This window comes from gamma proteobacterium symbiont of Lampromicra miyakona (assembly GCF_059730895.1).
Genome location: NZ_AP035932.1, coordinates 3,576,835 through 3,602,154, shown reverse-complemented (window position 1 = coordinate 3,602,154; position 25,320 = coordinate 3,576,835). Strand labels below are relative to the sequence as shown.

Sequence of the window (25,320 nt, the reverse complement as noted above, 5' to 3'; positions counted from 1 at the left end):
ACTAAGCAGATGAAACAGCAGTATTCGCAGCGGCTCTACCGCCCTCTGGCGGCATTAGCCTTCTCCGCCTTTCTCTCCCTGCCGGCACTGGCTGTGGACACGTCACTTTCGTCCGGCGGTGCGTCAGTGAGCGGCGCGATTAATGACGGACTTTTTTACTCTATTGGTGGCGGCTCAGTGATCTCACCGCCACCGAGCCGCAGCAATATGTCCCGGCTGGGGCTGAACGGTGGGTGGAGCAGTGACCTCATGTGCGGCAACTTTGACCTGAAAACGACCGTAGGCAATCAGCTCAACGGCATCACCAGCGGATTCAAGGACCTTATGGGCAACGTGATTCAGGGCGCGACCGGCGCGGTCATGAGCATGCCGGCAATGGCCATTCAGCGTGCTAATCCTGGACTGTATGAAATGCTCACCAACGGGGTGCTGCAGGCAGGGCTCAACTTCGATAAAGCGCAACTCAATTGCCAGAATATGTCGAAAAAGCTTGCTGACTATACCCTGGGCAGCAAGTGGCAGCAGGCTGCTGTATCCGAAGAATATAAGGATATTGTGGCGTCCAGCGGCGGAGACGCCGTCTCCAGCGACCAGCAGCTGCAGAAGGCCACCGGTGAAGAAGGCGTCACCTGGGTTGGCGGTCAGAAGCGCGGAGGCAAAGGCCAGCAGGCCATTCAGCCGACCCGTGACCTGGCTAAAGCCGGTTATAACATGATGAACAGTCTGCCGGTGACCAGCAACAGCAGCGTGGGCTCCGCCAGCTGCAACGGCACGGTCTGCCAGCGCTGGAAAACCTCGGATGATGCGGCAGCGGCTGTGGTTAAGGTGCTTGGCGATCGTTCGATCCGGACCTGCAGAGAAACCAGCGAATGCACAAGCGGCGGGGCTGAAAACCAGCCCGGCAGTTCTGTCGCCGGCACGGGATTCTCGCCCGTGCTTGAAGATGCTACCAAAGCCAATCTGGAACAGCTGGGTAAACTGGTCGGCGGTGAACTGCAGCCAACGGCCGATAACCTGGCGGCGCTTAAAACCGGCAGCCTTGTTGTAACGCGCGGCGTTATTCAGTCATTACGCGATGACCCTGACAAGGTCGCGCTGGTTCAGCGCCTGGCCGGCGAGCTGGCGATGGCTGACACCGTGGAAACAGCACTGACCATGCGGCGCATGCTGACCACCGGAGAATCCGAGCCAAACGCCGCTGAGCAACCCGAGGCGCTTGCTGAAGGCGACCGCCGCATTGATGCGCTTGACCGCGAGCTCAGCGCCCTGCGTAACGAGATGGAGTTGCGCAAATCCATCAGCAACAACAGCCTGCTGACCACGCTGGCGCGTCAGGGAGAGCGTAACCAGGATAACCAGCTGCAGCAGAAAGCCGGCAATCAGGATCAGGGCTTCAGCCAGATGAACCAGACGCAGTCTTCCGGAGCAAACTGATATGACACTCTCCTCTGTTCGCGGCCGTGCGGGCCGCATATTACTCATGCTTCTCCCGTTACTGCTGGTAACCGTGGCCATGTTTGCGCTGGCTTCGGTCTTTATGGCGTATGACCCGGACGGCCAGCTGACACGCCGCTGGCTGCATGAGAGCCGGTGGGGGCTGTTTGCCTGGCGACTTGTGATGTATGCCGGCATCGCTGCAGCCTGGGGCCTGAAGATCCGTCCGCGGCTTCTGAAGCGGTGGCCGGAGGCTCGTGCCCGCCTGCCGCGCACCGAGCTGCTCGGGGTGCTGTTTATTCTGGCCACGGAGTGCGTGGCCTGGACCGGCACGGCATAAGGGGAAGATCATGACTGCAAACAGTTTCCTGGAATACTTTCTGGTCCTCTTTGGCTGGGTGATGAACAATGCCATGTGGACCATTCTCAGCAGCACAGGGCTCTTCGCGCTGCCGCTGGTTTTCAAAGTCATGGGTGTTTGGCTCAAGGTGCGTGAGGAAGGTGCAGACGAAGGGAATAAAGGATTACTGGCGCTCCCGCGCATTGAGCATGCCATTTATGTTTCATTTGTGGTGATGCTTTTTTGCTGCATCCCGCTGCTGCCAGTAGATATCAGCACCATTAAATTCGACAGTTCCCGGGCAAAGCAGTGTGGCATCAGCGTACCCACGCCGCAGAACTCGGGCTACAGCGGTTTAGTCAATGACTTTGAGGGTCGTACCGCCCAGGTGCCCATCTGGTGGTACCTGCTGCATATGATGTCTAAGGGCACCACCCAGGCCATGATTGCGTCCATTCCCTGCGGCACGCAGCTGCGCCAGATGCGCTTTGACGTGCAGAACACGAAGCTGCGTGACCCGGTATTGCTGCAGGAGGTCCAGGACTTTGCAGATCAGTGTTATTCAAGGGCCTATTTCCGGCTCAAGAACAGCAACAGTCAGCTCAGCGATGCCACCATTAACTCGGTAGGCTGGATTGGCAGCGACTACTTCCTGAATACGTCGGGCTATTACGATTACTACACCGCCACCACCCCGAGGAGCCAGTGGCCCTATAACAGCTCCCGCGACAGCGGCTATCCGGACACCGGTCAGGGCGGCTATCCCACCTGTAAAACGTGGTGGTCCGACGGCTCGTCCGGGTTGCGTAAACGGGTGCTGGCAAGCTTTGGAGACAACACGCGAAAGGAGATGCAGCGTTCATTTCCGGGAGCTCAGTGGGAGGAAGTTGCACTGCGATGGCTGGTCAGTCCCCGAAATGCAGGTCTGTCAGGTGACGGAACGACTTATGCTGTGGGTAGTGCTGATAACGTAACCGGCGTAGTAGGTAACATAACTCGTCTGACTTCGACAATAGGTGTTGGCCTTAAGCAGGCAGAAGCACTTCCTGGCTTCGATGCGCTAAAACAGGCACTTCCGATGATTCAGGCGCTTCTGCAGATGATGATTATCACTGTGATACCGGTGCTGATGATGTTCAGTGCCTATGAGCCTAAAACGGTGGTTACCATATCATTTGCATTATTTGCACTGCAGTTCATCACCTTCTGGTGGGAGCTGGCCGGCTGGCTCGATGACCGTATGATCACCATCCTTTACGATAATATGGCACAACAGGGGCTCGCCAGCAGTTCTGTCCCATTTGCGAACTTCATCAGCTCAACTAACGATGGCTGGATCATGAATTTGGTACTGGGGATGATGTATGTAGTGTTTCCAGCTTTCTGGGTGGGAATGCTGGGATGGGCTGGTGCTCGAATAGGTTCGATGGCAAGTCATTTAAGCGATGCTGCTAAGATGCCAATGGATGCAGGATCGGAAGCAGGCAAGACAGCACAAAAAACGGCTATTAGCGGGGCTAAAGGGGCTTTAAAGTAGGCAATTTTAATCAATTGCGCACCTCAAAAGCGGTGGTAAGAATTACCCACCGCTTAATTAAAACCATCTTTGTGCCTGAAAAACCCTTCTTTTTCCCAACTATACTTCAGTGAGGATTTGTATTCTTCTTGGTTTTTTTCTGAATTAGTCGCCACACTTTTTAGAATGGTTGTTCCACAATCGTGCGTTGCACTAGAGAGCACGACAGGTTCTGGCGCTTTATTTTTCAGCTTTGCTTCATCATAAACGATGTTACGACGACGTTTACTCGCAAAACGAGCCAGTGTGGTGCTTAAGTCTTCAGCATCGAACCCATTTTTACCACTCATGATGATGGTTCCTCTGACTTTGTTAATCCTGGCAGTAGAGTTTAAACCAGCCTTTCAACAGCATGGTACCAGGTTACTAAATTTCATTAGGGCTGGCAAATTTTTGAACATGCAGAGACTGATTCTATGGTTGACTATGACCGCTCAGTATAAAGTCAAAAAGGTTTGGCTCAACCTGTAGTGCGGCGTGAAGTTGACATGAAGGGGAGTATGCCTGTAGACCTCTCTTTGCCAAGACAGTCTCCTTACCGAAGGTAAATATGTGAGATGGATTTGAAATAATGACATATTCACCTGTAAGCGGTGAAGTTTTCGTTTTTTCATCCTACCTGAGGTTATTTAGTTCTTCTTAATTTACATGAAAACCAACTCCTCATTTGCGCAGGTTCTTTCATAATGAGGCGACACATCTGAAATAATAACCCTGTTAATTTGATTGCATTATTATGCCCTGCGTTTAATCAGGCAGGATATATAACCATATCTACTGACGAGAGTGTGAGCACACGCCCATCATCTTCAAAGATTATAGGTCAAAAATTCCAAACTGATAAAAATGAGCGCATCGATTAAGCGCTTCATTAAATGACTTCAAACGATTCAGGGCAGCCTTACTATTTTTACCTGTATTGCTGTCGGGACCTGCAATGGATGATATGTATTTGTCAAACACATCAGGAATGAACTTCATTTAATGCAATTTTATAAAAATTAAGTGTTTTTTTGCTTTCAATACACAAAAACACTTATATTCTTCATTGAGGAAATAACTTTGTTAGATGACGGACAAGGGATTACCCTTCTGTTATTTATTTTTTATTAAAACACCGCACAAACTTTTGATTCTGATTAAAGTGATTCCGCCAGTTACCTTGAAGAGAATTCCTTAAGGAAGGGGTGCGCTACAATCACTATCAATTAACTTGAAAAGCCCTCAGCGCATCCTATTTCTGGGATTTCCTTCGGTCATACCAATCAGGTGCATCATTTTTACCGCAACGTTTTTATTCTGACTGTGAATTACATGCAATTTCGAGGCATCTTTAAAGATTCATTCTGTTGTAATTAATAAGCCGTATATAAGCATTGTCGTTTATATGTAATATAGCGCTAACCGGTGGTTTCCTGAACATATTAATCATCTATATAAACATGAACATAACATGGTTCTATTCAGGAGGAAAAAGGCTACATATATATTCTGGTGACAGAAGTTACTTGAAAAAGGATCACGCTTCGATCTAACATCTCCCTCGTTGTACCGTTGCGTAAAGCAACATGCCAATGTCCCGGCAATCTGAGAGGGACGCCTTCGGGTGATTGCATGCCAAAACCGTTATGACCTGAGAGACGGTGCCTTCGGGCGGTAAACCCGTTAGCCTTTGAAAATGGGGATCGCCTTGACAGCGATAAAGGATATTCCTTCACAAACAAGCCGTCCCTGACAGCCTTCTTTCAGACTCATCTGTCTGTTTTCTTCGTTTCGTCTCAATTTTTTGACGACTGCATCCGTTGCAAACTTTGCGACGTGGGTATGACCATTTGGAACATTTGGGCATCTTCCACGGCAGCATTGAGAGCAGAAGAGCGCGGCGTCACTTGCGTTCGAGTGAAACGAGTACCAAGTGACGCGCGCAGCGCATAACTGGCAGCGCTGACGCACTGCCGTTTAAACAACTTCTTTACCAACTGACCAACACGTACTCAAAGGTTTTAAGCGCCTTAAAGACGTACTTCATTCACCGTTTGTTCATTTATCAATCAAACGTCTTAGCCGTGAAAACGGCCCGGGACTTCATTAAAAGAGGAGAAAATCGACACGATATCGATGGCGACACCAGTCAGCATACTGGTGTGTGGAAGCAGACTGATTCATTTCAGCCCGGTGCAAACCGCGAACAGGTCAGAGACCTGGGGAGCTTCGCAATAACTCAACATTTCGCCGCCCCGATGCACAGATATCTGTCGAGACGCAGGAAGCGCAACCACAAACCGTGCCGTCGGGGTGAAATTCATCGTCTGTAGCTGTGGCGCAGCCGGTGTCAGTGCTTTTCCGTTTACGCAGACGGAAAAGCACTGACACCTGTTTAAATGGAGGGGGATTATGGCAAAACTGAATAAAAATCTTAAAACGCTTGCCAGACAGGCGGGCGGAAGTTTTAAAACTGTTTCTGACCGAATGAAAATTGCTGACAGGTTTGCCGAGCATTTATTAAGGCTTAATGTTCAAATCAGAGATATAAGGAACATTAAAACGTCGCATATCGAACTGTATATGAAAAGTCGCCTTTCAGAAGAAATTTCCAGGCGCACACTTCAAAATGAAATGGCGGCGATCCGCGCTTTACTGCGGGTTGCAGGAAAGACATTCATGGCTAATCCTTCTCATGAAAAACTGAGCAACCAGGCCCTGGGCATTTCGGAAACGAGCCGGGACGGAACGAAGGTTGCCATTCCCGATAATTATTTTCGGCAGGTATTAACGAGTGTAGAGCAAAAGGATGAGGGCATTGCCTGCGCAATGAGGCTATCCCGATTACTCGGTTTAAGAACGGAAGAAACAGTTCAGTCTGCTAAATCATTGCGTACCTGGCAAAAAGCGTTACTGAATGGGGACGAAAAAATACGCATTGTATTCGGTACAAAAGGAGGGCGCCCAAGAGATACCACGGTATTAGATCGTGATGCGACTCTGGCTGCAATCAATGCGTCTCTTAAACATCTGAGTGAAAATAATGGCAAGTTAATCGATAAACCATCATTACACACGGCTATTGAACGCTATCGCAATGTCGTCCGTGAATCAGGATTAACCGGCAAATATGCACCCCATAGTTTACGTTATGCGTACTCTGTTGATGTTATGAATCTCCATATGAAAAAAGGTTTTACTAAAGAAGAGGCGCAGGCTCTTGCATCAATGGATCTGGGACATGGCGATGGCAGGGGACATTACGTGGCGCGTGTTTATAACAAGGTTAAGCTTCATGAATAAGCATGGTTTTATTTCTGGTAAAGTTTCGATTATTTGTCGTGTGCTTTTAGGATTTAAAGTAAACGTTTCACGCATTATCGACAGGGGACATTACGAGGTGGCCTGTCTACAGGAGGCTTATGCACATTATGGTGACAGGCTCACCCGTACTGATGCCTGTCTGTATTTCACTCAGGGCGCACTGATTGAAACTTTCAGGATTGTGCTGAGTGCAAAAATTAAAGCGGTAAGATCTTTGCGTTGATACTCTTGCCTGAGGTGCGGGAATTGTGTACGCTTATTTTGCTAACGTTGTCTCTGACAACTGCCAATGTTCCGGTGATTTGAGAGGAACGCCTTCGGGTAATCACATGCCAATGCCATCACAACCTGAGAGATGGCGCTTTCGGGCGGTACAAACCTGTTAACCTTTGAAAACAGGGACCCCTGCGGTTAAGGTCCTTTTTACTTCGCTTCACTCTCCTGAACACCTGATTTACTCATCCGGCATTTCTGGCCTGATTCTCACCCTGAGGGATACTTTCCCTTTGGGACGGTTCCCTTTTTTTATAAGGAATCGTACCCATGCATTACACCAAAATGATCAATCCGCTCACGTTACTGAATTGTGATTCATCCGCTTCTGCAAGAATCATGGTGGATTACGTTAAAACTCAGCTTAACGTACGTCTTGGTTACAAACTCATGGTTGACGCCGATCCTCAGGTTCCTGCTGACGGCCTTCCAGACTACCTGACTTTTCTCAGATATGTCGCACATACCGTTGGTTTTGCAACTGAGCATTGCTTCATAAGACACACCTTTGTCGAAGAAGCCGTGAACGAGCTGACGCTCCTGGGGGCAAATGTTCACAGTCGTCACTGGAATACGGCTTTTCACCAGGGCGTTACCCTGTCTCGCCAGGAAAAAGAGCTGGACGACGCTACAGAAGAAGCGCGCAAAATGTTTTATCAGAGCGCCGGTTTTTCTGACATCGCCTGACTGCCTTATCAAACGGACAGTCTTTTACCCTCACGGGACTTCTGTCCCCGTCAGGGACAGATTTCCCCGACGCTTCAGGGAATCCTCAATGAACGATTTAACTCTCACTTCAGATTTTTATCATCGTGCCAGCGAGCGTACCGCTCACAAAGTCGCACTGGCCAAAGCAGAGGGCGAGCTGCTGAGTATCGCAGCGCTTCGCCGTTTTGGCCTGAATACCGGGACAGATGACGACGGCTTTCCGTTTTACGTCTGGGAAATGGCTGCGGTCGCCAGGGACCTGGCTGAACTGCATGTCCGGAAGCTTATACCTGAATCATGGGAGGCATTCTTTAACGGCCTTTGCCGCATGGCAGAAGGTATTGATAAAGAGGCCTGGACATATTTCTACAAAAGCGCAGTCAAAGACGAAAAATGCTTTCTGGCTATGGAAAATAGCGAAGCAGATTTCTGAGGTGATGCACTTAACCCGTATGGGGATTTTCTCCATACGGAGACAAATCCTCTTATTTTTACTGAAGAGGATTTACCTGTGAATACACTGGCATTTAATACGTTATTACTCGTTAAACATAACAGCAGCGAATGGCACCGGATGTGGAGCAGGCTGGCAAAGCACAGATCTAACCGTGCCCTGCAGGACCCGGCTGTTGCTGATAATGACGGTGAAGTCTGGCAGTACATGGAGACAGTGGAAAAACGCGTTCTGTGGTTTGGAAAACGCTACATCCATCGTTTCCGTCATCGTTATCACCCAGCCTGCGGTTGCGCCATGACAGTTCACATTCCTGCCAGCCGAACCTTTAACCCGGACGATCCGGATAACGCTTTATATCATCACTTCGGTTAGTCATTAACCAGACGCCGGCGTCATTTATGACAAAGGCTTTAACCCATGCGGGGACAACCTCCCTGCATCTGCGGTGATGGTTTTCTCCGCATTCATTAAGGAGAAAACCATGAGCAGTATAATGCTGTTACTTATCACCCGCACATCGCGCGCCCTCAGCTGCCTTGCAGAGGCAATGCGTCAGCAGCAGGCTGAATGGTTCACCAACCGCAGCGGACACAGCAGTTTCCGCGCCGAGGTCGTTCAGTCTGAAGGAGGGTTTACCGCCATCATTTCACGCAGAACGGGCTACAGTTCGCGTGACTGGCAGTATCAGCAACTTGGCAGCGCAGGTAAGTTTGCCTCCGCACGTAAGGCTTTACGGGCGGGCCGGCAGATGGCGCAGCAAATGGCCGGATTGCGTTACCGTTTCGACTGAATCTGTTTTTACTGATTAACACTTCCCGGAGGGGCCTTCCCTCCCGGGGAGGTTTCCTCCTTCTTTTATACGGAGGAAATATGATCCGTTTTACTTCTGCTGAACTTCGTCCGCTTTTCACACAGAACCTGGGTATGCAGCGCCCGCTGATACTTGAAAAGAACCTGGGGATTTATCTTCGTGTACCTGATGACAATCATCCCGGAGAGTGGCTGAAAGCCTGGGCTGCAGGGTGTAATCCGTCGGAGGATGCAGACTGGTCAGATCTTGCTGACTCACTGATACCCGAACGGGAATTCTTCTTTCAGACCTTTATTGCGCAGAGCATGTCTGATGCTGTCCTGAATGACCAGCATGATCTGCTCATCAAACCCGTGATCAGTAACCTGAACAATGCGCTGACGCTTCATGTGGAAACGCATCCACCGCTGAAGGTGTATGTACCGGTGAGCGAATATCGTGACCGGACCCGCTGGCTTTACGATCAGTCGCTGCGCCATTTTCATGCCTGTGTAGGTAATGCTGAACGTCTCAGCTGGCGTTCGCAGGCATTACATGTTCTCGACCAGGTCATTCGCCTTGATTCAAAGCGGGCGAAACCCGCCGATCGGGAGATGTTTGACAGTGCGGTCGCGAGCGTACGTGACCGTATTCGTTTGGTTATGGCCGACGGCTCCTTACGTTTTTACTGATTTTTCCACTCACCGGTGGCGCATCGTCCGCCACCGGCCGGGATGCGCCCCGTTTTCAAAGGATGCATCCCATGAAAAAGACAACAGCCCGATCCAAAGCGTCAGCAGTACAGACTACTGACCTGTATCAGCAGGTCACCGATAAAATCATTGTGGCGCTGGAAAATGGCGTGCCGCCCTGGCGGCGCCCGTGGCGTTCGGCTCAGAACGTGCACGGCAGCTGCCTGCCGGTCAATGCCGTAACCGGCCGTGCCTACAGCGGGGTTAACGTTCCCCTGCTCTGGATGGCCGCAGAAGAACACGGTTATACGTCCGATCGCTGGCTGACTTTCCTGCAGGCTAAAACTGCGGGAGGTCACGTCAGGAAGAATGAAACCAGCGCGCTGGCCATTATCTACAAACCGTTTGAGAAACAGGCCAGGGACAGCAGTGATAATCTGCTGTTCCGGGACGGAGAGCCGGTTATGGAGCAACTGACCATGCTGAAGCAACTGCAGCTGTTCAACGTTGAACAGTGTGAGGGCCTGCCTGAATTCGTTAGCGGTGAAGGTGTGGTTTCTGTTCCGGCAGAATCCCCGTCTGAACTCAGCGCGGTACAGCTGAATCAGGTACAGCAGATATTCAGCTCCACGGGAGTCGGGTGCGATCACCGCCGGCAGGACCGCGCTTATTACCGGCCGGGCGCTGACCGCATAGTCATGCCGACGGTATCGCAGTTCCGGACGGAGGCGGACTACTGGTCCACCCTGCTGCATGAACTGGTGCATGCCACCGGGCACGGCAGTCGCCTGAACCGGGAAGGCATTACCTCATCGTCACGGCAGTTTGGTGACCCGGTTTATGCGTTCGAAGAGCTGATAGCGGAAACCGGCAGCGCCTTTCTCTGTGCGGAGCTCGGTATTACCGGCGACGTGCAGCACGAAAGCTATCTTGCCGGCTGGCTGAGAGCACTTCGGGAAGACAAACGGGCAATTTTCCGTGCCTGCCGGTTCGCCCGTGAAGCCTCGGAATATTTACTTGCGCCCCTGAACCGTAATACGGAACAGGCGGCATAATCTGACCCGGCGGCTGCGGCCGCCATCATCCCCCTGAGGGTATCTTCCTCAGGGAGATGCCCTCTTTTCGTTTCAACCGACAAGAGGAGTTTCACAATGTTTTCATGGTGCCAGAACCGCCTGGAAATCACCGGTAAGTCAGTCTGCCTTGATGTTATGCAGCCCTGGATTGCCGGCACGGAAAAACCGCTATACCGCCATGCCGTCCGGCAGGCGATAAAACTGTTTCTCGCTGGCTGTGCCGGCATACTCAAGCCTATCAGGGCCATGGACTATGCGCCGTATCCGATGCTGACCGCTTCAGGTACGGGAGCGCAGACTTCACCTAACCAGGCATTCCAGCACTTTATCGAGCTGCTGGAGCAGGATGCGTGGCTGGACACGAAGACACTCTCCCGCATGGAGAAAATCACGCTGCAGTCCGGCATCGATGCGCTGAAATGGGAAGCCATTCCGTTTTCAGCCCGGCAGATAATGGCGCAGCTGATGGCCGTGCATTATGCCGACTGGTTTGGTGTAGCCGGTGCCGGTGGCCAGTTCGATCCGCAGGAGCGCTGGGAATGGCTCAGCAGTATGCCGGAGACAACCTGCCCCTGTGACATGCTGATGGTGATGCCGTCACGTCTTGCTACCGAACTCAACGGCGATACGGGTCTGTTCAGGGGGCTCAATACATCGTTAGAACTTTACATGCAGCTTTTTGGCATGGAGTTCCCGGCAGGCCATCAGGCCAGCTGGAGCCGTGATGATGTGGGTTCGCTCACGCTGCACTTTGCGTCTCCCTGGTATCCGCCGTCAGGTGAGATCATGGGAGAAATGTCACAGTTGTTTGACTGCGAGATCCGGCACTACTGGATTTCACCGGATGCCGGCACGTCAGGTTACAACTGCTTTGACCGGGGCGATCATGTTGACAGCGGTCCGTACCCGGCTGAGGAGCTACGCCAGTCTGCATCGGGTGATGGTGCCCGTATGTACCTGGTTACGCCTGAACCTGCTTTAGTGCCCGCTGTAACCACAGCGCACTACGGCAGTATCCGCGCATAGCGACAATCCAGAACCGGTAATCCGGCTCTGTCGTCCGGCCACAGCGAAACCTGTGGCCGTTTTTTCACCCCGAAGGGAACACCGTTTCCCTTCAGGAAGCGTGTTCCCTTTTCTGAGGAAGCACGCATGAAACAAGTCATTAATCACGAAAAAGCCTTTCTTAAACTCTTTAATCAGACCGCCCGTTATCACCGCCGGCATCAGGTGTTTGAGGATTTCATCAGCTGTAGCGTCATCGCACTGGAAAATCGCCTGCAGTTCTGTGAAAAGCGTGAACAGAAGTACCTGCGCATCGTGTCCCGTTATGAAAAACCTGACGTCAAAAATTTGGCGCAACTGTTTGCCCATGTGGTGAACGGGCTTGAAGAGGAGCTAGGTGATTTTCTGGGGCGGGTTTTTATGCAGCTCGAGATGGGTGATAAATACCGGGGACAGTTTTTTACCCCGTGGAGCATTGCCCGTATGATGGCTCAGCTTCAGCTTGGAAATATTGAAGAACAGCTGAAGGTTAAACCTTTCATTACCCTCTGGGAACCAGCCTGCGGTGCCGGTTGTATGGTGCTGGCGTACGCCAGCGTGATGATGGAGGCCGGTTATCCACCACACCGTCATCTGTGGTTTTCAGCAACGGACATCGATCCGCTGGCCGCAGGTATGGCTTACATTCAGCTCTCACTGTGCGGCGTAGCCGGAGAGGTCGTGATTGGAAATGCCCTGAGCGATGAGCGGCGAAGGGTTTTACGAACGCCGGTTCATTACTGGGAGCGCTGGCCGGAAAGGTTGCGGAATGTCACTAAAGGGCAAAAACAACTTTTTCACGTAGCTTAAAACTCAGCAGGCAGACCTGAATACAGGTCTGCTTTCTTTTGGAAATTTTATGCCCGCTTCTCCCTGAGAAGCCGATTGCGAACACCTTTATGCTCCTTTGTTTTTCGGTGCATATAAAGCATGACAGCTTCATCAGAAGTTAGCTTGCCAATGCTGTATCCGAAATAACAATCTTTCGCTACGTGTTCAGATTCGGCTAGCTGCTTTAATTTTTCAATCGGCGTCGTCATTTCTGCTCCTCCTTCTGATAAATCGGGTCAGTACCGCGCGGGAACTTCTGCGCTTCTTGCCGATAGAATTGCAGACGCTCCCGGAATATTCACGCATTTCTTCTGGCTGCTGCCGCTCCACTTCTGCAGGTATTACCGGCAGGTTCATGCGTTCTTTGTAGGCCGCGCCTGACGCAGCTAAATCCACGTTAACTCTGTCGCGTTCTTCCCGCGACCGGGCTGCAAGGTTATGAGACAAGATGACTCCTCCGGATGACAGTATACCGCCTATGCTGAATAGCAGGAGGTAATTATGTGTGGACGGTTTGCGCAGTACAGCAGCAGGGATGAATACTTTAAGGCGCTTGGCGCCAGCCCTGAAGAATTAATCCGGGACCCGGAGCCTATCGGGCGGTACAACGTGGCGCCGGGCACAAAGGTCCTGTTACTCAGTGAACGCGATGGGGATCTGGCGTTCGATCCGGTCTACTGGGGCTATGGTCCCGAGTGGTGGGATAAGGCGCCGCTCATAAATGCCCGCAGTGAAACAGCTGCATCAGGGCGCATGTTTAAGCCGTTGTGGGTACACGGGCGTGCCGTCGTGCCTGCAAACGGCTGGTTTGAGTGGCAAAAAAGTGGTGCCGGAAAACAACCCTACTTCATTCACCACCGTGACAGGCAGCCGCTGTTTTTTGCGGCCATCGGAAAGGCGCCCTTCAATCGGGAGCACGGGCGGGAAGGCTTCGTTATCTTCACCGCGGCCAGCAATCAGGGCATGGTAGACATACATGACCGCCGTCCACTTGTGCTGACTGCAGACGCGGTTCGGGAATGGCTGAGTCATGATACTTCTCCGGCGCGCGCTGCGGAGATCGCGCGGACCAGCGCTCTGCCTGAATCCGCCTTTTCGTGGCATCCGGGCGTACAGGCATCAGTCCGATGAGCATGCAGCATGATCTTATGCGTCAACGTGATTAAATATATTTAATTTATGACCGGGAATTTTGCCATCAAAATTCCTGTTTATTTAACACAAATATAATCAGATATTTTAAGCGGCTTTTCAGGGGTGATTTTTTTAAGCGATCATAACGAAAATAAATAACGCACCGTGAGAAAACAGAGCTATTATGACCGTGTTATTAAAATAATATGAAATCACAGTAGTTTTTCACCCGGGGGTTATATGGTTCACATTGATTTGCGCACACGTGAAGGCGTGATGAAGGCTTATGCTTTCAGGACGCCTGAACAGGCTTTAAGTATGATTGAGAAAATAAAGGACGATGATTTTCAGTGGTTTAATCTGGACTGGGAGGGCAGGAAATTCACCTGCCCGAAAAAGTTTATTAAAAGAATGACAAGCTGGTCTTATATTAAAATGATGCGGGGATTTCTGTAACCCACCTGCCGTTAACAATCTGGGAATAAATATAATCACGCAGGGATGCGTGTTTTCTTAATATCCGAATCGTTTCAGACACTGTAAAAAAACACTGAGCGGCAGACGTCACTTTCCCGCCGCGAGGTCAGCGCCCGGCCGTCCGGATATGACGGTAACGGCGCAATAAGAAAAAGACGCCCCTCAGCACATACATCGGGGACTTTACGGGTATGTGTGCCTCACCCGCCTGATGCCGGATGTCCGTGTCGCAGGTCTCACAGTGGCTGATAAAATAATAACGATCCTCCGTGGTCAGAGGTGCACAGCAGCGCCGGCAGCGTACGGGACCCATGGCGTTTGTTTCTCCGCTTAACCTGCTGTATCTCTGCAGTCGTTTAAGCAAAGACCGCCGCTGCCGTTAAGGCAACCGGGCGCGCGTGAATAAGATGATTCCTGGCAGCGCGGGTCGCGGTCACGGAAGGGCAGGGCTCAGTGGCAGCGTGCCGGCAGGGCGTCAGCCCAGTGTCGCAGGCTGGCGGCAGAAAAATTCAGGAGGCGTCCTTCCGGCAGTGCGCCGGCCAGCCGGACTCCTCGGCCTGCACGCCCGGACAGCATGTCCAGCATGGCGCCGGGCACCCGGGCGTAGAGAATGTTGCAGTGGCCACGCAGGGCCTCGCCGGCACACGTCCATCCGCCGCCGTCCTGTCCTGCGCTGTTTTGTATGTCATCGCCCGAAAGCCTGCCGTGCGGCGCCTCCAGCGAAATCAGAAGCGCTCCGTCGTCATCGCAGGTCGCGTGCAGAAACACGTTTTTATCCTCCGAAGCCGTGATGCAGGTGCCGGAGCCGGGCGTGCAGGCTGCCGGCTGCGCCCATAAGGGGGACGCCATGAGCACAAACAGCAGCAGCATCTTGTTCATAAACGGCCCGCCTGTCTGTATGAAATTTGTACGCCACCCGCCATCGGGCATGGTGCGCTCCCTGGCCGATGGTGTATGCACCCTGCCCACAGGGTTATCCACCGCACGGGTGCATAAGTTCGCCTGTACGCCGGCGGAGAAAAAAACCGCGCGGGTGCGCGGTCAGGACGTTCCGTAAATACCGGACAATACGCCACCGGTCGTCCGGACCTGAGTCAGGTGCGGAAGGGCGGAGACGCCAGCTCTCTTCGTTTGCTGTGCAGACGCGTTGTGTGTGCAGCGCAGGGAGCATATCCCTTTTATCTGTATGGTACCGGCCCGCCTTCATGAAATAAAACGTCCGGCACGATAAAAAAATGCCCGCAAGCCTTCACGGGCTAATCGTTGATTTATGCCGTGGTGAGACGGCACCGCTTTATTAAGCATTTTCCATGATATTTATCCACGAAAATTGTGTGAAAGCAGAGGATTATCAGATTAAGTTGCATTAAGAAGAATGAAATGCGCTAAGCTGGCGTGGGCCGGCCCCCGCAATCCTGTCGCGCGGCGCATAAAAGGCGCGCTGTTCTGCCATTTAACCCGGTCCGTGACCGTTACACTCTGATGACACCTCAACCGGGCCCCTGACGCCATGCCGCTGAAAAAACTCCGCCTCCGTACACTGCTCCTGTCGCTCTCCGTCGGCGGGGTGATCCTCACCTCCTGCCTGCTGCTCGGGGCGCTGCTGATTTTTCAGAAGGGCAACATCGAGGACAGCCTGCTGGAGAGCAACATCGCCTACGCGAGGAAGCTCGCCGACACCACCGATCGCTATCTCGGCACGGCGCAGCGCGAGCTCGCCTGGAGCGCCACGCAGATTAAGGGCCTCACCGACCCCGCGCTGCTGAGAGGGGAGACCGACCGCCTCCGGCTGCAGTCCGGCTTTTTTAACACGGTGGTGGTGGTAAACCGCGACGCCGTTATCGCCGCCACCTCCCCGGAGAGCCTGAGCCTGGTCGGCGTGAAGCTGCACTCCGATGCGAGCCGGCAGGCCATCGCCACGCAGAAGCCGTTTATCTCGGCCCCCTTTACCTCGGCCTCCGGTAATTACGTCGTGTTCCTGTCACAGCCGCTGTTTGCGCCGGACGGTGGCTATCTGGGCTACATCGGCGGCACCATTTACCTCAGGAAGCAGAGCATGCTGAGCGATATCCTGAGTCAGCATTTCTACGCCCGCGGCTCTACCGTCAGCATCGTCAGCAATGACGGCCTCATCGTGTTCAGCCACGACCCGTCTCTCGTGGGAACCAGAATGACGCTGAGTGCCGCCCTGATGAAGCGACTCGCCACGATGGACAGCGGACGATTCAGCACGGAGGCGGGCGGACAGGCGTTTCTGACGGGGTTCGCCAGCCTGCACAAAACGGACTGGAACATTTTTATCGCGGGCACTTCTGAAACGGTCCGGCATATTCTCGTGCGCACGGCGGAAAACGCGCTGTGGTTCCTGCTGGGGATCATCGTGCTCACGGCCGCCGTCGTTGCCCTGATGGCCGGGCGCATCGCTTACCCGCTTGAAAAGCTGGCCGGCATGGTGCGGGACGACGACAGCGAGGCGTCGCTGGCCTCGGTGCCCGCCTGGTATTATGAGGCCGATCGCCTTAAGGAGGCGGTACAGGATCACCGCCTGGCGGTCGCCGGCCGCATGGCTGCGCTCAGCGATGAGGCCATGACCGATCCGCTCACCGGAATCTGCAACCGCCGCGGCTTTACCCTCATGGCGGACAGGTTCAGCGATGACGCCGCGCAGTGCGTGATTGCCATCGACATTGACCACTTCAAAAAAATCAATGACTGGTACGGCCATGATGCAGGCGATGCGGTGCTGGTCAGCCTCGCCGGTCTGCTGCGGCAGGCGTGCCGGACGGGGGACGTCGTCAGCCGCTTTGGCGGTGAGGAGTTTATTCTTCTGCTGCCGCAGACCTCCGTGGTGGATGCGGCCCGCACAGCGGAACGCATCCGCGACGTGGTCAGCACCACAACGTTCCCGTACGTCGGCGCCATGACGGTCTCTGCCGGGGTGGCCGCGCTGTCAGACTGTGGCAGCCGCGATGCGCTTCTGCGCCGCGCCGATGAGGCCCTTTATGAGGCCAAAGGCGCCGGACGTAACGTGGTCATCGTCGCCGGACCGGAGGGGTTCAGGCGCTACAGGACGCCAGCCTGAGGGCTGTGAACCCGCGGCGGCGGGTCAGCACTGCCCGCGCAGCTTCCAGCCCAGCCACTCGTCGAGCTCCCCTTCCGGCAGCGGCCGGGAGTAGAAGAAGCCCTGCGCCTGGTCGCAGCCGTACTGGGTGAGTGCGGTCACCGTTTCTGCATCCTCGACCCCCTCGGCGAGCACCGTATAGTCCAGCTCCTTCAGCATCGCGATGATGCTGCGCGCGATGATGCGCGAGGCGGTGTCTGACGAGATTTCGCTGATGAGCGTGCGGTCCAGTTTGATGACGTCCAGCGGCATGCGCCGCAGGTAGCTGATATTGCTGTAGCCGGTGCCGAAGTCGTCCAGCGAGATGCCAAAGCCCCTGAGCTTCAGCATCTCCAGCCCCTCCATCGCCGCCGGGCTTTCGATGATGCGCTCGGTCTCCAGGCACTCAATGCCCAGCAGCGCAGTGGGCAGTTTTGCCTTCAGCATCTTGGCCTCCAGCGCGTCGGCAAAGCCCTCGCGGGAGAAGTCCCTGCTGCTGATATTGATGGTTACCGGAAGCTGGATGCAGCTGTTGCGCAGGCGGGCAAGGCGCGCGATCGCGCGGTCGGTTACCCAGGCCGTCAGCGCGCTGAGCAGCTCGGTCTGCTCAGCCAGCGGCACGAAGAGGGCGGGTGAGAGTTCGCCCCGTACCGGATGGCGCCAGCGTACCAGCGCCTCCAGCCCCACCGGCAGGCCACTGTGGAGGCAGACTTTAGGCTGGTAGGCGAGCCACAGCCCCCTGTCTTCCCGCAGCGCGGCGGCCAGGTCGTTCATCAGGGTAAAGTCCTGCGTATGGCGCGCATCGGTCGCTTCGCTGAAGCGCATGGCGGGCACGTCCCGGCCGATGGCCTCGTGCAGGGCGCTGACCGCGCGACGCAGCGCTTCCTGCGCCGGAATGTCGCCCGGGGTGAAGGTGACCTCCCCGGTGTGGGTGCTGAGCGCCACGGCGATGCCGTCGCCCAGGTCGGCGCTGATCCCCTCCAGACGCCCCGCCACCCAGTCCGCGCTGAGCCGGCTGTCGTCACGCGTCAGCACCGCGAATCGCCCGGTGGCAACGGTGTAGAGCAGCTCGCCGGCGGCAGGACGGAGCCGCAGCGGCAGCAGCGTGGCCACGTCCTTCAGCAGGCTCTCCACCGGACCCATGCCCATCGAGCGCGCGAGTTCATAGGCGCGCGGCATGTCGATGCAGTCTATCAGCACCAGCCGGCGGGCTGTGCGGTCACCGGATGCGGCCAGATACTGAAGGTCGCGGATGAGGCGCTGGCGGTTAGGCAGGCCGGTGACCGGGTCGGCAAAGCCGGCGGAGTGCCAGGCCTCCAGAAACGACATCACCAGCGCGGCCAGCAGTTTCAGTGTCGTGACCTGCCCGGCGCCAAACGGGTGCGCCGCGGTGTCCGTGACGCACAGCGTGCCGAGCACGATGCCTTCGCGGTTCTTCAGCGGCACGCCGGCATAGAAGCGGATGTAGGGTGCGCCCGTGATGAGCGGGTGCGTCACAAAGCGGGCGTCCAGCCAGGTGTCGGGCACCACAACCGCGCTGTCGCTGTCCACCGCGTGACGGCAGAGCGAGTCCTGCCGCGAAGACTGCGCGAGGGCGAAGTTGTGCGCGGCCTGCACGTGCTGGTGCTCGTCGTCCAGCACCGAGATAAAGCTGCCGGGGATGCCGAGCGCCTGGCTTGCCAGCCGCACAAATTTTCGCAGCACGTCGTCACGGCTTTCGTCGGGACTGCGCAGCGCCTTCAGCGCCCGCGCGCGGCGATCGCTGTCGCCGTTAAGATTCATCAGCATAAGTTCCTCCGCACTGGCCTGGTTCCGGTGCGAAATTATAAAGAGAAAGTGGACGGTAACGGACCGGTGTAAAAGGCAATAACTGCGAAAGGGAAAAGCGATTAAAACTTTTTTATGGTGCTTACTATAGGCGCTTCCTGGTCTGATGTCATGCTTATTTTCTTTAGCAAAATATTTAGCGCAGCGCGATTCTTTTATTTTATCGTCCGTCAGTGTCCTTTTTGAATAATACCTGCCAGACTCTTGCTAAATAAATGTAGTGCGCAACTTAATCACGCGCGTAATTAAAACAAACGATAACGCCTCTTATTATTTAATAATAACAACACCGGGGAAAACCTCATGCAGTTACTCAGACATTTTACCATCCGCCGCGTCGTGCTGTGGATGATGATTGTTTCATTTAGCATGGTTGCGGTCGCCGGCGCCTGGAGCGCGCTGACGCTGCGCGAAATGTACCGCCACGCCGACCACGCCGGTGCGCTGACCCGGCAGCTGACCTTTCTGGCCCGCGCCGGCCTCGTCATGCAGGGCGGGACCGCAGCCGAGAAGACGGCCCTGCTGGCCGCCGTTCCGCCGGAGGCGGCGTGGGACGGCTACCGCGCGGCGTTGAGTGAGCCGGACCGTTATCCGGCCGCCGGCCGCGAGCGGCTCGGAAGCCTGACGCAGCAGCTCGCGGCCGACGACGCGCCGGTGATGGCCGGGCGCCACCGGCTGGAGGTGATTCTCAGCAGCGCGCTGCTGGCCGCTGCCGCGCTGCTGGCGTTCTGTGACCGCTATCTGGTGGTGCACCTGGTGCGCCCGGTAGCGAAAATCCGCGCGCACCTGAAGACCATCGCAGGGGGTGACCTCACGCGCGAGCCGGAAGACCTGGGCCGCAACTGCGTCGGGCAGCTGGTGCCGCTGGTCCGTGAGATGCAGCACAGCCTGCTGGACGCGGTGGCGGCCATCCGCGACAACGCGGCGATCCTGCACCGCGAGGCTGGCGAGATTGCGGCCGGCAACGCCGACCTGTCCGACCGGACCGCCACCCAGGCCGCCGCGCTGGAGCAGACCGCGGCGAGCATGGAGGAAATTACCGCCACCGTGGCACACAACGCGGAAAACGCCCGCGATGCTCGCGAGCTGGCAGAACGCACCGCCGGCACCACGCAGCGGGGCGCGGAGCAGGTGCAGACCGTGGTGGACGCCATGAGCGGCATCGCGGAGGGCTCAGAAAAAATCCGCCAGTTCACCGCGACCATCAACGGCATTGCCTTCCAGACCAACATCCTGGCGCTCAACGCCGCCGTTGAGGCGGCCCGCGCCGGGGAGCAGGGGCGGGGCTTTGCCGTGGTGGCGGCCGAAGTGCGGTCGCTGGCGCAGCGCAGCGCGGCCGCCTCAAAAGAGATTGAGGGCCTGATTGCCGACACCGTGGCGCGCGTCAGCGACGGGCGACGGGCTGCCGGCAGCGCCGGTGCCACCATGAGCGAGGTGCTGCACGGCGTCGGTGAGGTCAACGCGCTGATCGGACAGATTGCCCTGGCTTCGGAAGAACAGAGCAAAGGGATTGCGCAGGTCACGCTGGCGGTTGCGGAGCTTGACCGCGTCACGCAGCAGAACGCCACCCTGGTGCAGGAGGTTTCTGCCACCGCGGGCAACCTGAACGGGCAGACGATCGCGCTGGGCGGCGCCATCACCCGCTTTACACTGCCTGCAGAAGAAGGCAACGTGGCTGTTGCCGCGTCCGCTTCACCGGTCAGCCCGCGCCGGGCGACCCCGCCACCTGAAGGCGACTTGGTGGCCTTCAGGCATCATTAACGCGTCGTGCGGGGGGGCGGATTTTTCTCCAGCCACGCCCGCACGCGGTCGGCTTCCGGGCCCGCCTCGCGCACGGCCCGGGTCAGACGCTCCTGGGTCGTGCGCAGTTCCAGCGTCCAGAACGTGATCTGCCACTGCTCCCGGATGTCTATGCGGCTCAGGTCGGCGGGTACCCGCCGCTGAATATAATCGCGGTTTTTCATCAGGTTATCCTTTTCATCAGTACAGGGTGTGGCGGCACAATAAATACGGCCGCCGGCAAGCCCTGCCTATCCTGGCGAATAATAATCAGGAAAACACCGGATTAATCCCTCTGTCAGGATTTCGTAAAAAAAGGAGAGGATTCCTGGGTGTATGGATATTATGCCTGTCGCGCTGAGCGGCTGATTTGGTTTAGCGTTATAGAAATAAATCAGGTAATTGCGGTTGACTATCCCGCGATCGATTCAGGGCGCATTGCATTACGGAATAAATATTAAGATAATGTGATGTATCAGGGGCGTGTTCCGTATTTTTTATCCTGACGGCTCGTTGTGGTCCGCCTGCCCGCGAAAGGAGTGTCTTCTGGGAAATCAGCTTTTATACCGGCCCGTCGCGGTCGGTTCCGACGTCCGCGAGCTCCGGCTTGCGGCCGGCCTGTCGCAGCAGGCCGCCGCCGAGCGGTTTGAGCTCAGCCTGCGCGTCTGGCAGATGAAGGAGGCGGCGAAAAATCCCGCCCCCCTGAGCCAGGGAGAGTACGAGTTCCTACTGCTGCTCGCCGGGCGTCACCCGCACTATGCCCTTGTGCCGCAAAAGAAAAAGTAGCAGGCTCTGTTCCCTGAGCCCCCTGAAGTTCAGGCGGGCCCGGCCGATAAAAGGATAAGGACATGAGCGGAAAGTACTACTATGCAGTTCGATGCGGGCGCCCCGCGATTGAAGAGGTGCACTGCGCGGGCTGTGGCGAGCTGGCGCAGGCCGGCGGGGGCCGCTTTCTCGGCACGTTTTACTCGCTCAGGCACGCGCTCCAGTCCGCGCGCCTGCGGCATCCCGACTGCGTAATCTGCCTGCGGTGCGCCTCCCTGCAGCGCTGAAACGCGGCCAGGAGTGGTCCTGAAGTAACGTTTTCGTGATGCCCGGACAGCCGGGCGTCACTGTTATCCCTGACTCCGCCCGCGGCGGGGTCAGCTGACGGGCCTTTCTTCCGGCGGCGGGGCGGCAGGGATTTCTGCGGCCCCGTCTGATTGAACGTGTCCCCTTTTTGCTGTGTCATGCCGGCCACAGCTCATTCGACCCGGGGGGGACAGACCCTGAAACGCTCGACATCAGACCACGAAGCGACCCGTCTTGCGGCGCTGGCACCCTATCAGCAGGCGGATGCGCTGCCGGAAAACGCGCTGGACCGGCTCACCACGCTCGCCGCGCGCCTTTTCCGCGTGCCCACCGCCTTCGTTTCGCTGATTGACGACCAGCGGCAGCTTTTTGCGTCCCGCTACGGGCTGAACATCACCGGCACCGCCCGCAGCGTCGCCTTCTGCGACCACACGCTGGCGCAGGGGGAGATCCTCTGCGTGCCGGATACCCTCGACGATCCGCGTTTTCGCGACAGCCCGCTGGTGCACGGCTACCCGCACATCCGCTTCTACGCGGGGATCCCGCTTGCCACCCCGGACGGCCACCATATCGGCACCGTGTGCCTGACCGACACGCAGCCGCGCCCGCCGCTCACGGACGCGGACCGGCAGCACCTGGCCGACATCGCCGCGCTGGTGATGGACCGGATGGAGGTCCACCGGCTCGAGGTGCTGCGCCACGCCAGCCAGCAGCGGCTGGAGTCCATCTCGGCCACCTCCCCGGACGCCATCATCTGCACCGACCTGCGCCGGGGCATCACCTTCTGGAACCCGGCTGCCACCGCGATGTTCGGTTACGGCCCGGAGGAGATGTCGGGCCAGTATGTGGCCGGGCTTGTTCCCGAGCGCTGCCAGACCGACTACCGCAACGAGCTGGAGCGCCTGACGGCCGACGAGGCGGCGATTTCGCAGCCGCGCACGCTGCAGATATGGGGGCTCAGGCGCGACGGCCGGGAGTTTCCGGCCGAGGTGTCATTCTCGGGCTGGCGGGAGGGCGGCGAACGCCTGGTGGGGATGATTGTGCGCGACGTCACCGCCCGGCACGAGAGCGAGGCCCGCCTCTGCGAGCTCGCCTCGCTGGACATGCTGACGCGTCTGGCCAGCCGCGGTGCCTTTATGCAGCAGCTGGGGCAGCTGACCGAGGCCGGCGTGCCCTACACCCTGCTGATGACCGACCTGGACGGCTTCAAGGAGGTCAATGACACGCTCGGGCACGCCGCCGGCGACGCGCTGCTCTGTCACGTGGCGGAGCAGATCCGGCTGGTGTGCGCGGAGGCGGTCACTGCGGCCCGGCTCGGCGGCGACGAGTTTATCATCCTGCTGCCGGGCGGAAGTACCGGTGCCGGCCTGACGGCGGAGCGCCTGATTGCCGCCGTGCAGACGCCATTCAGCTACCACGGCTCCCCCGTGATTGTCGGGGCCAGCACTGGCATTGCCGCCTATCCCGAACACGGAGAAGACGCCTCGTCGGTGATGTCGGCGGCGGACCTGGCGCTCTACCGGGCCAAGGCGTCGGGCAAGGGCTGCAGCGTCCTGTTCCGGCCCGAATTCCTGGCGGCGGAGCAGCGGCGCCGGCGCTTTGAACGCGAGCTGGAAACCGCGGTACGCCAGCAGCAGTTCATCCTGCACTACCAGCCGCGCTATGACGCCGGCAGCGGCCGCCTGCTCGGCTGCGAGGCGCTGGTGCGCTGGCAGCATCCGGCCCGCGGCCTGCTGCTGCCAGCCGAGTTTATGGATATGCTGGTGAAAAGCCCGCTGTCTGTGACGCTCGGCGACTGGGTCATCCGCACCGCGCTGGCGCAGGTCCGGCAGTGGCAGGTCCGCTGCCCGCGGCTGCGGGTCAGCGTTAACCTGTTCCCGCGCCAGCTTTCCGGTCCCGGGCTGGAAAGCGTGCTGCGCGAGTCCGCGGGCGGCGACGCCGCCTTTGTGGACCTGGAGGTGGACGAGCCGCTGCTGACGGGACTCGTTGAGGATATGCCGGCACAGTTTGCGGCCATCCGGCGCACGGGGGCCGCGTTCGTCATCGATCACTACGGCCGCAAGCTAGGCGCCATCAGCCTGCTTCGGCACGGCTTCGTCAGCGGCTTCAAGATTGACAAGTCGCTGACGCTTGAGCTCGGCACCAGCATGTGCGTGCGGATGATGTTCCGGGCCATCGCGGCGCTGGGGAAAAGCCTCGGGCTCAGCGTGGCGGCCGAGGGTGTGGAAGACGCGGAGCAGCGGGCGTACGTAACAGGCGCCCGGTGCGACATCATGCAGGGGAACGGGCTGTGCAGACCCCTGACGGCGGTGGCGTTTGAGGCGCTGCTCAGCGCGGAGGGTGACAGTAAGACGCTGAAGCACAGCTGATAAAACGGCGCCCTCAGCGGCCCATCAGCCGGTGCGCCAGCTTATCGGGCAGAAGTAAGGGCAGCGAGCCCGGAAACAGCAGACCCCGGCCGGTCCTGTGCAGCGGGTCAGACGCTCATAGTTCGCCAGCTCGAAGTTGGTGGCGGGCACCTCTGCCAGAAGTCCCGCAGGACCGCTTCCGGGCTTTCGACTATCAGGCTGGCGTTTCCACCGACGCTGCAGGCGCAGCCAGGCTACTTTGTAATCCAGACCGCCCTTTCCCGCAACTGCCTTACTTAACCGCATCTGCTCCACTGATGAAGTCGGTTCAGCCGGGGCAAACCCGGAAGCCTCAACACGTGTAGCCGCCGCCAGCGTGACGGCCCATGCGCAAGCTTGCTGCACAAGCCAGGTGCCGATACCGCTTCCGCGCAGCGGCGGGGCCAGCACCAGACCGCCGGGTGCCAGCGCTACACGTCCCGGCCGGCCGTGCGTGAAAACGGCGCTGACGGTGCCCGAAAGGTCGCCCTGCGGCAGAGCTGATAGCACGTGCCATGCCAGTATCAGCGAACACATCGGGCTCCGTGACCTCCGGCAGGGAAAGTGTCCCTCCCGGACAGACACCAGGAAGCTGACCGGCGTGTCAGGCAGAATGTCTGTGGATAAACGGCGGACCGTCAGGAAATATTCCGTAAAGGGCCCACCCTGTGGCGGCTGACATAAAACGGCTCCTGATGGTATTCAGGGTACCGTGATGTGAGCGGAGCGCGCTTTACAGCAATGCGCGCTCAGCGGGCCATAATTCAGGATAAACTGTACCGGCTGAAACGATAGTGGCGCAGTCAGTGTAAAAAAATCAGTGAATCAGACACTTCCTGGCATCACTTTCTCGACAGCGTAATATATTCATATAATGTTTTCCCGTATCATGGATGGCGGCTTTCCGCAATATCAGTAAGCACTTTGTGGGACTCTGGTCCGCCCTTTACACAGCCAGCGTAAGGACGGTTATGTGAAATCCAGCCTTGATCCCGGGTCTGAACATCCCGGGTTACTT

Annotated in this window: 25 protein-coding genes and 1 pseudogene; 19 read left to right on the top strand and 7 right to left on the bottom strand. The window is 56.8% G+C overall.

Going from position 1 to position 25,320, the window contains the following annotated elements:
- Positions 1–9: 9 nt before the first annotated feature.
- From AC6I8P_RS17005 to AC6I8P_RS16995, 3 genes are read left to right on the top strand one after another with little or no spacing between them, the layout of a single operon-like run.
- On the top strand, positions 10–1,434 hold the full coding sequence (locus AC6I8P_RS17005) for an integrating conjugative element protein (protein ID WP_233209822.1): 1,425 nt from the start codon (positions 10–12) through the stop codon (positions 1,432–1,434).
- Between the two features lies 1 nt (position 1,435).
- Complete coding sequence (locus AC6I8P_RS17000) at positions 1,436–1,774, top strand: hypothetical protein (RefSeq protein WP_370443433.1); 339 nt, start codon at positions 1,436–1,438, stop codon at positions 1,772–1,774.
- Positions 1,775–1,784: 10 nt separating this feature from the next.
- On the top strand, positions 1,785–3,311 hold the full coding sequence (locus AC6I8P_RS16995; RefSeq protein WP_260642282.1) for a conjugal transfer protein TraG N-terminal domain-containing protein: 1,527 nt from the start codon (positions 1,785–1,787) through the stop codon (positions 3,309–3,311).
- Positions 3,312–3,364: 53 nt separating this feature from the next.
- Here the strand turns inward: AC6I8P_RS16995 and AC6I8P_RS16990 are convergent, their stop codons facing one another.
- A complete protein-coding gene (locus AC6I8P_RS16990; RefSeq protein ID WP_481657898.1) occupies positions 3,365–3,640 on the bottom strand; it encodes a hypothetical protein in 276 nt (91 codons plus the stop codon).
- 2,104 nt (positions 3,641–5,744) lie between these two features.
- Between AC6I8P_RS16990 and AC6I8P_RS16985 the strand changes: the two genes are divergently transcribed.
- The 10 genes from AC6I8P_RS16985 (at position 5,745) to AC6I8P_RS16940 (ending at position 12,506) form a co-directional block, all read left to right on the top strand.
- Complete coding sequence (locus tag AC6I8P_RS16985) at positions 5,745–6,635, top strand: integrase domain-containing protein (protein WP_498030805.1); 891 nt, start codon at positions 5,745–5,747, stop codon at positions 6,633–6,635.
- Positions 6,628–6,879, top strand: a complete 252-nt coding sequence (locus AC6I8P_RS16980) for a hypothetical protein (RefSeq protein ID WP_141097286.1) — start codon at positions 6,628–6,630, stop codon at positions 6,877–6,879. Before AC6I8P_RS16985 ends, AC6I8P_RS16980 begins: the two co-directional genes overlap by 8 nt.
- Positions 6,880–7,199: 320 nt before the next feature.
- On the top strand, positions 7,200–7,616 hold the full coding sequence (locus AC6I8P_RS16975) for a hypothetical protein (RefSeq protein ID WP_088515970.1): 417 nt from the start codon (positions 7,200–7,202) through the stop codon (positions 7,614–7,616).
- Positions 7,617–7,704: 88 nt separating this feature from the next.
- Positions 7,705–8,070 (top strand): hypothetical protein, encoded by a 366-nt coding sequence (locus AC6I8P_RS16970; protein WP_088515971.1) that lies wholly within the window; start codon positions 7,705–7,707, stop codon positions 8,068–8,070.
- A gap of 78 nt (positions 8,071–8,148) precedes the next feature.
- Positions 8,149–8,466 (top strand): hypothetical protein, encoded by a 318-nt coding sequence (locus tag AC6I8P_RS16965; protein ID WP_088515972.1) that lies wholly within the window; start codon positions 8,149–8,151, stop codon positions 8,464–8,466.
- 109 nt (positions 8,467–8,575) lie between these two features.
- Positions 8,576–8,884 (top strand): hypothetical protein, encoded by a 309-nt coding sequence (locus tag AC6I8P_RS16960; protein ID WP_059009494.1) that lies wholly within the window; start codon positions 8,576–8,578, stop codon positions 8,882–8,884.
- An 80-nt stretch (positions 8,885–8,964) separates the two neighbouring features.
- Positions 8,965–9,576 (top strand): hypothetical protein, encoded by a 612-nt coding sequence (locus AC6I8P_RS16955; protein WP_088515973.1) that lies wholly within the window; start codon positions 8,965–8,967, stop codon positions 9,574–9,576.
- A gap of 71 nt (positions 9,577–9,647) precedes the next feature.
- The gene (locus AC6I8P_RS16950) at positions 9,648–10,631 is read left to right on the top strand and encodes an ArdC family protein (RefSeq protein ID WP_104187984.1); all 984 of its coding nucleotides are present in this window, start codon (positions 9,648–9,650) and stop codon (positions 10,629–10,631) included.
- A 96-nt stretch (positions 10,632–10,727) separates the two neighbouring features.
- Entirely contained in the window at positions 10,728–11,678 is a 951-nt protein-coding gene (locus AC6I8P_RS16945; RefSeq protein WP_088515975.1) for a DUF1281 domain-containing protein, read from the top strand.
- A 126-nt stretch (positions 11,679–11,804) separates the two neighbouring features.
- On the top strand, positions 11,805–12,506 hold the full coding sequence (locus AC6I8P_RS16940) for an N-6 DNA methylase (RefSeq protein ID WP_059009485.1): 702 nt from the start codon (positions 11,805–11,807) through the stop codon (positions 12,504–12,506).
- Between the two features lie 47 nt (positions 12,507–12,553).
- Here AC6I8P_RS16940 and AC6I8P_RS16935 read toward each other — a convergent pair whose 3' ends face one another.
- Entirely contained in the window at positions 12,554–12,736 is a 183-nt protein-coding gene (locus AC6I8P_RS16935) for a hypothetical protein (protein WP_059009483.1), read from the bottom strand.
- Positions 12,733–12,974, bottom strand: a pseudogene (locus AC6I8P_RS16930) (DNA polymerase III subunit theta). Before AC6I8P_RS16930 ends, AC6I8P_RS16935 begins: the two are co-directional and overlap by 4 nt.
- Positions 12,975–13,028: 54 nt before the next feature.
- Between AC6I8P_RS16930 and AC6I8P_RS16925 the strand changes: the two are divergent.
- A complete protein-coding gene (locus AC6I8P_RS16925) occupies positions 13,029–13,658 on the top strand; it encodes an SOS response-associated peptidase family protein (RefSeq protein WP_498030804.1) in 630 nt (209 codons plus the stop codon).
- Positions 13,659–13,901: 243 nt separating this feature from the next.
- Entirely contained in the window at positions 13,902–14,117 is a 216-nt protein-coding gene (locus tag AC6I8P_RS16920; RefSeq protein ID WP_059009479.1) for a hypothetical protein, read from the top strand.
- A gap of 471 nt (positions 14,118–14,588) precedes the next feature.
- On the opposite strand, the gene AC6I8P_RS16915 is transcribed toward AC6I8P_RS16920, so the two are convergent.
- Complete coding sequence (locus AC6I8P_RS16915) at positions 14,589–15,017, bottom strand: hypothetical protein (RefSeq protein ID WP_059009477.1); 429 nt, start codon at positions 15,015–15,017, stop codon at positions 14,589–14,591.
- Positions 15,018–15,648: 631 nt separating this feature from the next.
- Between AC6I8P_RS16915 and AC6I8P_RS16910 the strand changes: the two genes are divergently transcribed.
- Positions 15,649–17,220: a sensor domain-containing diguanylate cyclase gene (locus tag AC6I8P_RS16910; protein WP_498030803.1), complete on the top strand. Its 1,572-nt coding sequence runs from the start codon at positions 15,649–15,651 to the stop codon at positions 17,218–17,220.
- 24 nt (positions 17,221–17,244) lie between these two features.
- Here AC6I8P_RS16910 and AC6I8P_RS16905 read toward each other — a convergent pair whose 3' ends face one another.
- Positions 17,245–19,026 carry an EAL domain-containing protein gene (locus AC6I8P_RS16905; RefSeq protein WP_498030802.1) on the bottom strand — a complete coding sequence of 594 codons (1,782 nt, stop codon included), beginning with the start codon at positions 19,024–19,026 and terminating at the stop codon, positions 17,245–17,247.
- A 342-nt stretch (positions 19,027–19,368) separates the two neighbouring features.
- On the opposite strand from AC6I8P_RS16905, the gene AC6I8P_RS16900 reads away from it, so the two are divergent.
- On the top strand, positions 19,369–20,826 hold the full coding sequence (locus AC6I8P_RS16900; RefSeq protein ID WP_498030801.1) for a methyl-accepting chemotaxis protein: 1,458 nt from the start codon (positions 19,369–19,371) through the stop codon (positions 20,824–20,826).
- On the opposite strand, the gene AC6I8P_RS16895 is transcribed toward AC6I8P_RS16900, so the two are convergent.
- Positions 20,823–21,029: a DUF3606 domain-containing protein gene (locus tag AC6I8P_RS16895; RefSeq protein WP_045814937.1), complete on the bottom strand. Its 207-nt coding sequence runs from the start codon at positions 21,027–21,029 to the stop codon at positions 20,823–20,825. The two genes, AC6I8P_RS16900 and AC6I8P_RS16895, sit on opposite strands and share 4 nt — an antisense overlap.
- A 361-nt stretch (positions 21,030–21,390) precedes the next feature.
- Here AC6I8P_RS16895 and AC6I8P_RS16890 point away from each other — a divergent pair, with 361 nt between their 5' ends.
- Both AC6I8P_RS16890 and AC6I8P_RS16885 read left to right on the top strand, forming a co-directional pair.
- On the top strand, positions 21,391–21,630 hold the full coding sequence (locus tag AC6I8P_RS16890) for a transcriptional regulator (protein ID WP_498031180.1): 240 nt from the start codon (positions 21,391–21,393) through the stop codon (positions 21,628–21,630).
- 443 nt (positions 21,631–22,073) lie between these two features.
- Positions 22,074–24,284: a putative bifunctional diguanylate cyclase/phosphodiesterase gene (locus tag AC6I8P_RS16885; protein ID WP_498030800.1), complete on the top strand. Its 2,211-nt coding sequence runs from the start codon at positions 22,074–22,076 to the stop codon at positions 24,282–24,284.
- A gap of 24 nt (positions 24,285–24,308) precedes the next feature.
- Here the strand turns inward: AC6I8P_RS16885 and AC6I8P_RS16880 are convergent, their stop codons facing one another.
- Complete coding sequence (locus AC6I8P_RS16880) at positions 24,309–24,839, bottom strand: GNAT family N-acetyltransferase (RefSeq protein WP_481657887.1); 531 nt, start codon at positions 24,837–24,839, stop codon at positions 24,309–24,311.
- Positions 24,840–25,320 lie beyond the last annotated feature (481 nt).